12 protein-coding genes are annotated in these 12,328 nt (G+C 45.2%); 7 read left to right on the plus strand and 5 right to left on the minus strand.

All coding sequences use genetic code 11. The features are described 5' to 3' along the window. Positions 1–247 precede the first annotated feature (247 nt). The 4 genes from L6469_RS12960 (at position 248) to L6469_RS12975 (ending at position 4,142) form a co-directional block, all read left to right on the plus strand. Entirely contained in the window at positions 248–493 is a 246-nt protein-coding gene (locus tag L6469_RS12960; RefSeq protein ID WP_162091561.1) for a DUF3244 domain-containing protein, read from the plus strand. A gap of 18 nt (positions 494–511) precedes the next feature. Beyond that, positions 512–1,822: a radical SAM/SPASM domain-containing protein gene (locus L6469_RS12965; protein WP_143067168.1), complete on the plus strand. Its 1,311-nt coding sequence runs from the start codon at positions 512–514 to the stop codon at positions 1,820–1,822. A 10-nt stretch (positions 1,823–1,832) separates the two neighbouring features. Beyond that, a complete protein-coding gene (locus L6469_RS12970; protein WP_074803145.1) occupies positions 1,833–2,045 on the plus strand; it encodes a hypothetical protein in 213 nt (70 codons plus the stop codon). Between the two features lie 63 nt (positions 2,046–2,108). Continuing rightward, the gene (locus L6469_RS12975) at positions 2,109–4,142 is read left to right on the plus strand and encodes a hypothetical protein (protein ID WP_143067169.1); all 2,034 of its coding nucleotides are present in this window, start codon (positions 2,109–2,111) and stop codon (positions 4,140–4,142) included. Between the two features lie 233 nt (positions 4,143–4,375). On the opposite strand, the gene L6469_RS12980 is transcribed toward L6469_RS12975, so the two are convergent. The 5 genes from L6469_RS12980 to L6469_RS13000 all read right to left on the minus strand — a co-directional run bounded on the left by L6469_RS12980 (position 4,376) and on the right by L6469_RS13000 (position 7,626). Beyond that, positions 4,376–4,645: a PqqD family protein gene (locus L6469_RS12980; protein WP_006283311.1), complete on the minus strand. Its 270-nt coding sequence runs from the start codon at positions 4,643–4,645 to the stop codon at positions 4,376–4,378. Then, complete coding sequence (locus L6469_RS12985) at positions 4,642–5,067, minus strand: S24/S26 family peptidase (RefSeq protein ID WP_006283312.1); 426 nt, start codon at positions 5,065–5,067, stop codon at positions 4,642–4,644. The genes L6469_RS12980 and L6469_RS12985 overlap by 4 nt, the downstream gene beginning before the upstream one ends. Further along, positions 5,064–5,591, minus strand: a complete 528-nt coding sequence (locus L6469_RS12990) for a hypothetical protein (RefSeq protein ID WP_223918719.1) — start codon at positions 5,589–5,591, stop codon at positions 5,064–5,066. Before L6469_RS12990 ends, L6469_RS12985 begins: the two co-directional genes overlap by 4 nt. 314 nt (positions 5,592–5,905) lie before the next feature. Then, on the minus strand, positions 5,906–7,012 hold the full coding sequence (locus L6469_RS12995; protein WP_006283314.1) for a nucleotidyltransferase family protein: 1,107 nt from the start codon (positions 7,010–7,012) through the stop codon (positions 5,906–5,908). Between the two features lie 65 nt (positions 7,013–7,077). After that, positions 7,078–7,626 carry a hypothetical protein gene (locus L6469_RS13000; protein WP_006283315.1) on the minus strand — a complete coding sequence of 183 codons (549 nt, stop codon included), beginning with the start codon at positions 7,624–7,626 and terminating at the stop codon, positions 7,078–7,080. An 834-nt stretch (positions 7,627–8,460) separates the two neighbouring features. Between L6469_RS13000 and L6469_RS13005 the strand changes: the two genes are divergently transcribed. The 3 genes from L6469_RS13005 to L6469_RS13015 are packed head-to-tail and all read left to right on the plus strand — an operon-like array spanning position 8,461 to position 12,280. Then, positions 8,461–9,036, plus strand: a complete 576-nt coding sequence (locus tag L6469_RS13005; protein ID WP_050787957.1) for a sigma-70 family RNA polymerase sigma factor — start codon at positions 8,461–8,463, stop codon at positions 9,034–9,036. Continuing rightward, entirely contained in the window at positions 9,033–9,716 is a 684-nt protein-coding gene (locus L6469_RS13010) for a DUF4974 domain-containing protein (protein ID WP_039871038.1), read from the plus strand. Before L6469_RS13005 ends, L6469_RS13010 begins: the two co-directional genes overlap by 4 nt. After that, positions 9,713–12,280: a TonB-dependent receptor domain-containing protein gene (locus tag L6469_RS13015; RefSeq protein WP_371262735.1), complete on the plus strand. Its 2,568-nt coding sequence runs from the start codon at positions 9,713–9,715 to the stop codon at positions 12,278–12,280. Before L6469_RS13010 ends, L6469_RS13015 begins: the two co-directional genes overlap by 4 nt. Positions 12,281–12,328 lie beyond the last annotated feature (48 nt).

Here is a 12,328-nt window from a genome sequence, read left to right on the forward strand (position 1 = left end):
CAGGGGGTGGTATAGTTAATTTGCTGAATATCAATACTTTTTGTTGATTTTTATAATTGGAGAAATAGACATAAAATATTTCGAGGCTTAGAATAAACAGTCTAACTTTGCCAATCGGAAACAATAAACACGGACAATTATGAAAAAGATTATTCTATTTCTGTTGATGTTGCTGGTCATATCTCCCTGCCAAGCAACCGGCATAAACGTAAAGAGGGAAGCAACAACTTCTAAAGGTAGTATGCGCATGCCGTCAGCTACACAAGTAGCAGCAGACTATGAGGATAGAGTCGTCACAGTTGGTATTTCGCGTTACACCGGTAATGTTCAAGTCTACGTTTACGATGCGAACGGTATAGTTGTCGGCTATACTGTCTCCAGCATATCAGGTAGTGGCACTGTAACCTTGGACACAAGCAATCTGCCGCAAGGGGATTACACGCTATGTATAATCTTGGACAATGCCACATATAGTGGAGAATTTCTTATTTAAATAGATGTTTTTCACAAAATGAAGTGGAGTAGATATAATATTATTTTTAAGATGCATATGGGAGATGAAGTTCTTCTGTATAATACATTGTCTAATGTTCTACTTAAATTAGGCAAGAATGATGCTGAGAGCTTAATGAAAATTAAGTCCGGCAAGATTTCTGTAGATAGTTTAGAAGAGCAAACAAAGAAGGCTCTAGTAGACAACAAAATCCTCATAAGTAATGATGATATAGAATTAGCCAAATTTAAATTGTTAAAGCAATACAATAGGATGGATGATTCTGTTCTGGCATTAACCATTGCACCGACCTTGGCATGCAACCTACATTGTGCATATTGCTTTGAGCAACAACACCCTTCTGTCTTTATGAATGATGACGTTGAGAATGATATAATCAGCTTCATTAAGGGACACGTTAACGCTAAATATGTCCATATTACGTGGTTTGGGGGAGAACCGTTACTTTACTTTAAAAGAATCGTAAGCCTAACGAAAAAGATTAAGTCTATACAAGGCATTGAGAAATATGAGGCTGAGATAATCACAAATGGTGTAAACATGAATGAGAAGATTGCATCCAGTCTTCGCGAATTGAATATCAATACCGTCCATGTAACAATTGATGGGTTAGACTCAGCCAATAACGAAAGAAGAATCGGGTTAAATCATGAAGACACCTTTGCCAAAATAGTTAGAGGATTGGATCTTTTAGCAAAAGATGACAATATTTCAAAGACCGTAAGAGTCAATACGGATAAGACAAATTCAGAGCAGTTTGTTAAAGTCTATGATTTTGTTCGCAAAAGATATTGTGGTCTCAACTTTAATGTCTATGCTGGATTTATTAAGGATTCATACGGATGTGGCAATTCTTGTGTCGGATGTCTTAATAATACTGAGCAAGGTAAGTTTTTGATTAAATCTTATAAAAAATTAGGTGTGCCCACTGAGACTTTGCTTCCTCCACGATATAACTATGAATGTATTGCACGCTTAAAGAATGGCTATCTTATAGGACCCAAGGGAGACTTATATAAGTGTTGGACTGATCTAGGCAACTTATCTATGTGCTTAGGTTATATAAATGATTTAGACAACATTTCGATAGATTTGCTGTCTGAATACATGGTAGGAAATGACCCATTCTGTGATTCAGAATGCATGAAATGTGTCCTATTCCCAATTTGCGGTGGAGGTTGTCCACATTCCCGAATAATGAATCAGTTTCACGGTGCTAAAAACGATAACTGCTGTTTTGCAAAAGAGAATATAGAGGAATTCATTGAAACCTATTATCATTTGCAACAGTCTATTAATAACTTTTAAATAATTAAGTATGGTAAAATTATCAATTACTGTATTAAGGACTTCGCGTCCTTTAGAGATCGATGCTAAGTCTGCTATGTGTCGAACTATGAGTCCAGAGATGCAGGCAAATATTTTGGGAGGAAAAGCATCTGTCGATAATGTTGACAATGCGCAGATGTGTGATGCCGTCTGTTATCCTTCGGAAATGGGGACTTGTCATTGTTACCAGAACCTATGCTAATTAATTATGAGTCGTGGCTTGACAGTTTCGAGTCACGGTTCTGTCTTTTGAATAAATTTTCTTATGAGATCTTTTGTTTTTTGTTTCTTTCTATGTATGTCCATTTTGCCAATAAGAGCTCAAATCGACACACTGAACATACAACACTTGAAAGGTGTAACTGTAAATGGTCAATATATACAACAAGCAGCCGACCATTACAATTGCATTCCTACGTCGAAACAGCGTAAACATTCGCACTCAGGTTATGAACTTGTAAGAAGCATGATGATACCGGGTGTTGACGTGGACACAGAAAGCGGGAAAGTGTCAACTCCTGCCGGTGCTGCCACTCTCTATATAAATGGCCGCGAGGCAACCTTTAGAGAAATACAAAGTCTGAGGACGAAAGATGTCGTACGTGTAGAGTATTACGATATGCCGACAGGAAAGTACGCTAAGGATTTGGCAGTGCTAAATTATGTTGTCAAGCAGTTCAAGTCAGGAGGCTACACGCAGTTGGACGCGCTGCAAGGCTTGGGCTACAAGTGTGGAGACTACAACATCACTTCCAAATACAGTTTTGGAAATTCTAACGCAAACCTATGGGCTGGCTATAGCAACGCCAATCCAAAGGAAGACATGGTCTCAAAGGAAGACTACCTGCTGCCTGATGCTGTTGCAAAGGGTTCTTCATCCAGTGGCAATGACAAAGAAAACATCGGAAAGTACATAACAGCAAGCATTAGTAACATGACACCAAAACAGACGTGGATGCTTCGGGCAAGTATTGAGGCCAGTAAACAGTGGGATAATATTATGAATGGCAAAACGGAATATGCTTCAGAATATGGAAATTTGGCTTTTGACAAGACGCAATACTCACGAAGCAGTACTGTAAAACCTACATTATACGCTTACTTTCAAAAGCAGATAGGATCGAGCCACAACTTTGACGCAGTCCTCGATTGCTATTATGCCGACAACAAATACAACCGTGACTTCCTTGAGGGCGGCAGGTTTGTAAGTGATGTCGATGAGGACTATTTCTATGGAAAGTTCAATGCCAACTACAGCATCGCCCTGCCTAAGAGTAATAACCTTACGTTCAGTCTTCATGAGTATATGCGAGTCTCTCAAGACAGCTACGGAGGTTCTGCCGATTATTGGCAGCATCTGCATTCATCAGAGACAATATTCTTTGTGGACTATAACAAGAGGTGGAAGAAAGTGATGCTTGACTTCAATCCCGGTCTGTCGTATCTTGTCTACAGACTGCATGGCGATGATGCGGTAAAGCACGTCGCTCCACGTCTTCAACTCTCATCGTCATGGATGCCAGACAAGTTACAGCGTGTCCGTTTGTTCTTCTCCTTGGGTAATACATTTCCTTCATTGAACACTGTCAACAATGTGAGTCAGCAGATTGACCGCATCATGATACGTCGTGGTAATCCGGATATGGACAACTCCACTTTGCTCGGTCCCGGCTTTACCTACTCCCTCAATTACAAACAGATTTCAGCAATGCTATCATGCTACTACATGTATATGAGCAATGCCATCGTAAACACTTACTCTGTTGAAGGCGGTAACATAATAAACACATTCTCAAGCGATGCGCGAAGTCATCAGACTTCCACATCGTTGTCCGTTACATGGAAACCGTCGGCAAGTTTCAACGTCAAGATGGATGGCAACTTCACATATGCGAGAGTGACTATGGCAGATGAAGAGCAGCAGAGAGGATGGCAGATGGGCTTGCAAGCCAACTACTATGTTCGCGACTTCTCCTTCTCAGCTTCTTGCAAATCATTGACCCGTTCACTAAACAATTATCAATACCATATCCGTCAACCGTGGCAATACGGTCTGTCTGCAGAATGGAGCCACAACAATCTTGCTGTGGTGTTGGAGGCGAAGAACCTTTTCATACAGGACAACGTTTTGAAACGGTCATTATCGGCAGAAATTTACAACCTTTCTGAGCAATTCCGCCGTGAGAGGGACAATTCCTATGTTTCTTTAAAGCTTATCTGTTCAATCGATTATGGAAAGAAAGTGAGCCGTTCCCTAAAGTATGAAACAAAGAATGCCGATAGTACTATAATGAGATAATGATTATTCATAAAGGTAAAACTTGACTTAACAATGAGATCCATAAAGAAGACTCAAATAATAGTTAACTTGTAAAAACAGATGGAATACCTTTTCCGGCATAGTTGCGTCGAATAGGTAAGTTACAGAGTAGTTGATGTAAAATCTCACGCAAAGTACGCAAAGACGCAAAGTTTTTTTTAGTGTAAAGAGTTTAAGAGTATCATGTTTGCAGCGCTACAGCGAATATCGTTTCATTCCACGACATCTACTTTCTGCCATTCGGCTACCAACTCCGCTACATCGACCTTGGCCTCTTCCGCTGTCACGTTGTATTCCTCGCAGAGCCTTTCTGCCAGTGCCTCAATGGTGAAGTCGCCCATGTTCTGAGCCTGCTGCCAAAGCCATGCAGCCGTCTCGTTCAGTGTAAGCAGTTTACCAAAGTTAATGGCGCCAAGTCCTTCGCCCATAATCACACGTTCGCCGCACACCTCACGCAGCACAAATCCTTTTTTCAGTTTCATAATCGTCTGTATATTGCCAATAAATATCTTCTTATGGGGCGCAGCCAAAACCAGATCTTAGCAGCTGACTTCCGCCACCTATTATATAAATAAAATGTTCTCTCCCTGGCATCTACCACATGGGTTGCTATGGCCTTGATGTCATGGAGGGTACACTGTTCCGTACCCATCAGATTACCATCGCCCATGAGCGTCACCTGATGTCCATCGATACGGATAATGCGATGTACCACCCATCGACCAGGTGATGCCCATGCCAGCACCACGTCGCCGACTTTCGGAAGTTCCGGCTGTTGTAAGATGACACTTTCCTTGCCCCCAATGATAAACGGCAGCATACTGTTGCCATTCACGGGCAGCGTCACGCTCACACCTTCCTTGACCAGTCTGATGGCTTCTTCTATGATTTCACTATCTGTCATGGCGTAATCGTTTCGTTACACAGTATTGCCGCTTCTTCGTCGGGCAGACATTCCAGATGCCAAACGGGGATAGAAGATGCCAGTGCGTTCTCTGTCTGGTGCAAACCGTCGGCTATACGCTCATCCCATCGCTTGCCACTGATACTCTCTATGAGAGCCACATATGCATAGACACCACTCAGACGCTGTATCTTGTTGCAGTCTGCCTGACTCAGCAAGACGATGGCTCCCAAAGGATAATGCACATTCCGATAGCAAGGTGTCTTTCCGCTCCAAGGCGATCCATACACCATTGCGGAGCCATCCTCGTCGATACGCACCACAGGATTATCATCGTTCACCAATGCCGTGCCCGCAATATGCTGCAGCCACAGACTGGCATGGGTGCTCTTCCCTGTACCGCTTGGGCCGAGAAATATATATCCCCGACCTTCATAGCTCACTACAGCTGCATGGAATAGTACTGTATCCTTGTCTGCCGTAGCCAGGGCGAACATAATCATCAGCGCATTGTCAATCGCCATTTTCTCGTATCTGCCCGTCGTGACAAGTCGTCCCTCGCTGTAGTTGTTGGAGCAGACGAGCCATCCCGCCGTTACACCCCGCCAATGGAACTCGAACACCGCTTCACCTGCAGTCGTATGTCCGCAAATGATGACCTGTCCCTCTTCCTCCTGTCGCATTTCCTCGGTATATTCAGGAGCATCACCGCTTTCTACATCTAAGGCAAACACTGTCTCACCATCAGCACACGCAAACGGCTGGTAGTTGGCCAAGCCATCTTTCTCGCTGCTGACGCAGAACCGATGTCCAGCCACTTCGTAATATCTCTTTTTTTTCATCTCTGAAAGTCTCTTAATGATAGTTTTCTGTACCTGATGCGTGTAGGGAGAGTCCACACAATGTTACTCCAGTATTTCACCTCCAGCCAGAACGCCTCCCAGAAGTCAAACTTCATCAGTCGCAGATGCCGCCGTTTATTCTCGTACACCCGCCGCAACAGTCCGAACCGTTGTCGCTGTGCATACCACCCGAAATTGCCGTCGGTCATCATCTCGCGCAACAACCAATTGCCGCGATAACTGTCAGGAGCGGTCAGCATAAGCGATTTATCTAACCGAAACACCTCACCGAGTACCCACATCAGTGCCATGGCGATATGGTATAGACCAAATTTCCTTAATACACTCGATACGATACTTCGATCTTCAACAGTGGAATGTTGCAAAAGCCAATAGTAGTCACAGACATGCCGCAGTCCGATACCTTCACTGAGGAAATGTCGCTGGATATGCGCCAGCTGCATCACGAGTGCAAACTTGACAGACGGTACACGAAAGTTTTCCTCCACTTGTGCTGCAAGAAGGATTTCTCGTTCCAACCACCGTTGCAGTCTTCTGTTAGTCATCGGATTGAAGTTGCCCGACGATGGACGGAAATGTACCTCCACAGTCACGCCCTGCTTGTTCACTGGCAGATGCACATGGTGATATATAGCCTTCGAATGCTGGGGCAGCAGTGCCAATACACAATCCTTTCCACCTTCCACCCAGATGTCAATATCCCCGGGCTGTCGCGCAAACCTATCAGGATAAAGCCGCGCATTGGCCTGTCCCTTCAGTATCGCCGTGCGGTGTCCTTGTTCTTCAAACTCCCGTGTCAGTCGTACGGTCTCCTGGTATAGCAGTTCATTCATCCCTTTGATGCTTTCTGCTTCGCAAGCCCACTGCATGGCAATCTCTACAGGCGGCTTACAGTCCTCTGGCAACAGACAAATACCTTTATAGCAGACACCAACGAGCGACTGCCGTAATGCCATCTGATACAAAAGTCGCCATCCGTGGGCATCCATCTTCGCAGGAAGCTCCTGCGTCAGTCCCAATGACAGGCGCAGGAGTTTAAAGAAATCGTCATCGGGACGTGGAATTGATGATAACTTTGTCATAATTCGTTATAACTTTGTCGTAACTGGTTATAATTTCAGAAAATTATACACACTCTATTCAGGCTTTAATCAGCTGTGGCATCATTAAAGAACAGATGTTTTTTAATGCGATAATAGGTTTGTCGATTTTTGAAGCCTGATTTAATAATGGACTCCTCCATAGTGACTTCCGGATGTTGCTTGGCATAGTTATCGACGTGGCGACAACGAAGCAAATTCACATAGTCGTAAAATCCACCATATTGTTCTCTGAGCACTCTCGATACGTATGCCTGACTATAGCCACAGCCCTCAACGACCTCCTTCAGACTAAGGTTGGGATTCAGATAGAGACGTTGCTGTACCAGTACCCTTTCAATACCGTCGGAAATCCTTTTACGAGTCTGCTGTGGAATCTCTTTAAGTTTGCGCTCTGCCTTTACGGCTTTTTCTATGCAACACGTGTGAGGCTGCTCTTCAGTAGGTGCGTAGTCAAAAAGATTCCCTTTGCGCTTTGATGGCAGTATGGATATGAGAAAGATAACATGAAACCACCGCACAGCGGCGAACATTAAACATGTTACCACGTATGCAGAGCAGGCTATACTATATATAAGTTCTGGTTGCGAATACATTTTATGCGTATTAGAGAATTAATCAGGTACAAAGGTAATTACCTTTGTTAATATATTGAAATTTTTGAACTTTTTGAGTTTGTTATTTAAGATTATTTAGGAAGAAATCAACGTTTTGTGCGTTGACTCCATCGTTTTGAAGCCTATATTACTCAAGTTCTTGTACGATTCCATTGAAGCAGATGTTCCTGCCTGAAAAGTTGCAATTGCAACACATGCAAGCTTATCCGTCAACTTTACAGTTTGAACTTGTTTCTAATTCATGTGGAAGTGTTTTGGGCTTTCGCAAGTATCTGAAACACAGATAGAAATACAATGCCACGAAAATTGAAGGTCAAACGTCCCAATGTTTATGTGTCGCTAGACAGGTAATCTTTGGTACAAAATGATTCAAAAAAGGCAGGGAAAAGAAAGGTTGAGATGGCACTTTGAGGCAAGAAGGGAATTTCTTCGGCTGCTTTTATTCTTTTTCTTCAAAAAAGTTTGGCTATTCCAAATAAAAGCAGTACCTTTACACCACGAGAAACCGCCAAGCCTCTTCACAATGCTTAAATCGGCGGGTCGTTTTTTTTTATACAATGAGCAACAGAATCCCATGCACTTCTTGCCGACTTCCCGTCCATTGACATCAACGCAATGGGCTTCCCTCGTGGTTGGGAGAGCGAACCGCTATGGCAATAGACACAATTATACAAGACGGGCGAGGATGGAAATAAGGCATCCTCGCCCGATTTTGTTGGAAAAATACCCCAAAATAAAGAAATTTGAGTTTGAACCAGAAAATAATCGCATTTCTGCTTTACATTTTCTTCATCTGAACTGTATTATAAATGTATGACACGAAAAGAAATGACGAATGAGCGAGTGCAGAGTGATGTACGCATCAACTCTGCCGAGCGAGGAGGAATTGGACGGAGTCAAATCGAAAGTCTGTTCAAGACACACTACACGCAGATGTATCATCTGGCACTTACGTTGCTCTTCGATGAGGCAGAGAGCAAGGACGTGGTGAGCGATGTGTTCGCCAGCCTGCTTAGCGGTCGGGTAGTGATGAGAGCAGTCAACGCAAAGGCATTTCTCTTGGCGAGTGTGCATCATCGTTGTTTGAATGCGTTGCAGCATAAGCAGGTGCAAGAACGATTTGCACGCCTGCTTACCGAGGATACTGATACACTTGTTAGCGACAATACCACGGAAGAGCAAATGCAGATGAAGGAACTGATGCGCTACGTGCGGAAGAACCTGTCACCGATGGAGCAGGAAATCTTCCGACTGCGTTACCTACGAGAGATGACCTGTCAGGAGGTGGCGGAAGCACTGAACGTCAGCCGCCAAACCGTCCACACCCACCTGAAGCAGTCGGTGGGGAAAATAAGAAAGTATTTCAATTCAAACTCAAAAGCAATATGATGACCGAAGAAAAGCGTATAGAGTGGCTTCTGGAATTACAGGAACACCCCGAGCAACTGACTGACGAGCAGTTGCAGCAGATACTCGCCGATGACGAGATGCGTCAACTCGTGCAGCAACTTGGATTTGCCAAGCGTGCCTTCAAGCACGACGCGCTTAAAAACGACACCCCAGATGTGGACGCCGAATGGGAGAAGTTTGCAGCCAGCCATTCAGAAGAGTTGGAAATCCTCGACGAAGGAGAATATAAGCCCCGGCTTCGCGCTTACCTCGCACCTCGCAAGATTGCTGCATCTTTTATCGGTGTACTTTTAGTTTCGGGCATTGCCTTTGCCGCCATCCAAATTGTGCGAAACATCAGCACACCCAAACCGCAACTGCCCTCTACGGAGCAAGTGATAGACACGAAGCCAGTCACCTCCCTGCCTGCAGATACAGTAAAGACCGACACAATCCCTACCGAGCCTTACGTTTTCAACAATGTGCCGCTTGACTCCATGCTCACAGCCATTGCAGTAGCCCACAATATGCAGGTGGAGTTTGAGAATGAAGCGGCCCGCCACCTTCGTTTCCACTTTGTATGGAAGCGTGAAGACAGTCTCTCGCGTGTAGTAGAAAAGTTGAACACCTTCGAGGCCGTGAACATCGTCGAGGAGGACAAAACGCTGGTAGTAAGATGAGACACGCATTATATACTTTTGTGCTTATGGCCTGCATCCTCTGCATGCCCCTTGATACGTTCGCCCAGCGCATTAGCCATACCTATAATAATGTATCGCTCAGCAAGGCCCTGCTCCAGTTGAATAACGAGCAGACGGCATACGTCATCAATTTCCTCTACAACGAACTGGAGGACTTCCGCGTCACCGCCACCATCAAGAACAAGCGTCTGCCCGATGCCATCCAGCAGATGATAGGTTTCTATCCCGTCCGCATGACCGTGAAGCCCGACGACCGAGAAATCTATGTGGAGTGTACCCACAAGACCGACCGCCACCTGACGGGCACCATCATCGACGAGCAAGGATTGCCGTTGGAATACGCCAACATTGCAATTCTCAATCCAGTCGATTCAACGTTGCTCGGTGGTGGAGTTTCCAACGAGAGTGGATATTTCGCCATTCCATACGAACAGGCGAAAGTCCTTGCACGCATCTCTTACGTCGGATACAAGACCATCTATAAGATTTGCAGCAAGTCTGAAGTGGGAGTCATACGATTACAAGTGGATAACCATGCTTTGAAAGGCGTAACAGTGAAGGGCCATGTTCCACAATATCAGATGGGCAGTGAGGGTTTGGTAACCAATGTTGAGAATACCGTATTGAGCAAACTCGGCACTGGTGAGGACGTGCTGGCTCATGTGCCTGGTATCACGAAGAAAGACGGTGCCTTTGAGGTGTTCGGCAAGGGCGCGCCACTCATCTACATCAATGGGCGGTTGATGCGCGATGCCTCGGAACTCGACCAGTTGAAATCAGAGAACATCAAGAGCGTAGAACTCATCACCAACCCAGGTGCTAAATATGATGCAAGCGCTAAGGCTGTAGTGAAAATACGCACAAAGGCGGCACAGGGTGAGGGCTTCGGCTTCGACGTGCGCTCCAGTTACTACCAATCGGAAAATACCGACCTTATAAAACAACTGAACTGGAATTACCGCCACAACAACCTCGACGTGTTCGGTACAATCTATTATGGGTTGAACAATGGTCACTACCCAAGCAACACGACTACAATTGTGGAAACTGATACGCTTTGGCGGCAAAATTTTGTACAGGATTACAAGCCAAAGAAACAATCATGGCGCAATACCGTCGGTGCAAACTATCTTCTAGATGATAATAATTCCATAGGAATGCGATATACGCTGACGCTCCGACCCGACAACCACACCAACACCTCACTCAACAGCGATGTGACTGCCGATGGTGAATATTTCGACCATCTCGACAACACAGTACACGCCGATGTCAGCTATCGTCCGGCTCATCTACTGAACGTATATTATAAAGGTAAGATAGGTAAGGCCGAAATTGACTTCAACACCGACTATCTATATAACCGTGAGAGCGACCATGCTGTCTATACCGAACAGAGTACAAGCCAGGAAAATCGTGTTGTCAATTCTGAGAACCGTGAGTGCAACAAACTCTTTGCCTCGAAGCTCAATGTTGACTTCCCATTGTGGGGCGGAGGGCTAACCGTGGGCGCAGAGTACACCTACACCAACCGTAATGATGACTATATCAATCCAGAGCATTATGTTCCTACATCGTTTGCCAAACTGAAGGAGTCACACATAGCCCCTCTTGTGGAATACAACAGGCAGATTGACCGTTTCCAATTCTCTGCGGGAGTCCGCTATGAATGGGTGAGTTTTGATTACTTCGAGAACGACTTGCACCTTGACGAGCAAAGTCGCTCATTCGGCAATCTGTTTCCAAGTTTCTCCGTCGGAACTCGAATAGGCAAAACGCACCTTCATCTCGGCTATTCAGCCAAGGTCCGTCGCCCCACATATCAGCAGTTGAGCAACAACGTCACCTACGGCAACCGTTTTCTACTACAGTCGGGGAATCCATTCCTTAGGCATGAGTATATCCACGACCTTTCATTGACGGGTGTGTGGAAGTTCCTGCAATTCGCCATTAGCTACAACGATCGGCGTGATGCTGTCATCTATTGGGCTGAGCAGCAGGCTGAAAACACCGCCGTGACACGTGTTACGCAGACCAATATCCCAACACTGAAGAGTATCATGGCGCAGGTGGCCATTGCCCCTAAGTTTGGCTTTTGGTCGCCAGAACTGAGCGTTGGGATGCAGAAGCAGTGGCTCACGCTCCACACCGATGTGCGCACCTACCAGATGAACAAGCCCATCTTCCAACTGAGCCTCGATAATGCTTTTGATTTCGGATACGGATGGGTAGCTTCAGTGGAAGCTTATCTGACCACGAAAGGCAATGATGAGAACGTCTATTGCTTTCGCAACAAAGGAGCAGTCAATGTCAGCCTTACCAAATCGCTGTTGAACGACCATCTCTCCATCCTTGTTCAGGGGAACGATCTTTTCCACACTGAAAAGCAGGGCATGCTGTTGTATGCAGGCTGGATGCATAGCGAACAGACAAGCTGGTATGACAGTCGTGAATTTGTGCTAACACTCCGTTATAACTTCAATACTACACGCTCTAAGTACAAGGGCACTGGTGCCGGTAATGACGAAAAGAACCGACTATAAATCTCTCTCGTTCCGATGGGCAGCCGTCGGCCTTAAGTGCCGACGCTA

Origin of the sequence: Segatella baroniae B14 (assembly GCF_022024235.1) — a bacterium.
GTDB lineage: Bacteria > Bacteroidota > Bacteroidia > Bacteroidales > Bacteroidaceae > Prevotella > Prevotella bryantii.

Excerpts from the sequence above, each read along its gene's own strand:
- L6469_RS12960 (WP_162091561.1), top strand. The coding sequence starts at position 248 with ATGCCGTCAGCTACACAAGTAGCAGCAGACTATGAGGATAGAGTCGTC.
- L6469_RS12965 (WP_143067168.1), top strand. The coding sequence starts at position 512 with ATGAAGTGGAGTAGATATAATATTATTTTTAAGATGCATATGGGAGAT.
- L6469_RS12970 (WP_074803145.1), top strand. The coding sequence starts at position 1,833 with ATGGTAAAATTATCAATTACTGTATTAAGGACTTCGCGTCCTTTAGAG.
- L6469_RS12975 (WP_143067169.1), top strand. The coding sequence starts at position 2,109 with ATGAGATCTTTTGTTTTTTGTTTCTTTCTATGTATGTCCATTTTGCCA.
- L6469_RS12980 (WP_006283311.1), bottom strand. The coding sequence starts at position 4,645 with ATGAAACTGAAAAAAGGATTTGTGCTGCGTGAGGTGTGCGGCGAACGT.
- L6469_RS12985 (WP_006283312.1), bottom strand. The coding sequence starts at position 5,067 with ATGACAGATAGTGAAATCATAGAAGAAGCCATCAGACTGGTCAAGGAA.
- L6469_RS12990 (WP_223918719.1), bottom strand. The coding sequence starts at position 5,591 with ATGGCGATTGACAATGCGCTGATGATTATGTTCGCCCTGGCTACGGCA.
- L6469_RS12995 (WP_006283314.1), bottom strand. The coding sequence starts at position 7,012 with ATGACAAAGTTATCATCAATTCCACGTCCCGATGACGATTTCTTTAAA.
- L6469_RS13000 (WP_006283315.1), bottom strand. The coding sequence starts at position 7,626 with ATGTATTCGCAACCAGAACTTATATATAGTATAGCCTGCTCTGCATAC.
- L6469_RS13005 (WP_050787957.1), top strand. The coding sequence starts at position 8,461 with ATGACACGAAAAGAAATGACGAATGAGCGAGTGCAGAGTGATGTACGC.
- L6469_RS13010 (WP_039871038.1), top strand. The coding sequence starts at position 9,033 with ATGATGACCGAAGAAAAGCGTATAGAGTGGCTTCTGGAATTACAGGAA.
- L6469_RS13015 (WP_371262735.1), top strand. The coding sequence starts at position 9,713 with ATGAGACACGCATTATATACTTTTGTGCTTATGGCCTGCATCCTCTGC.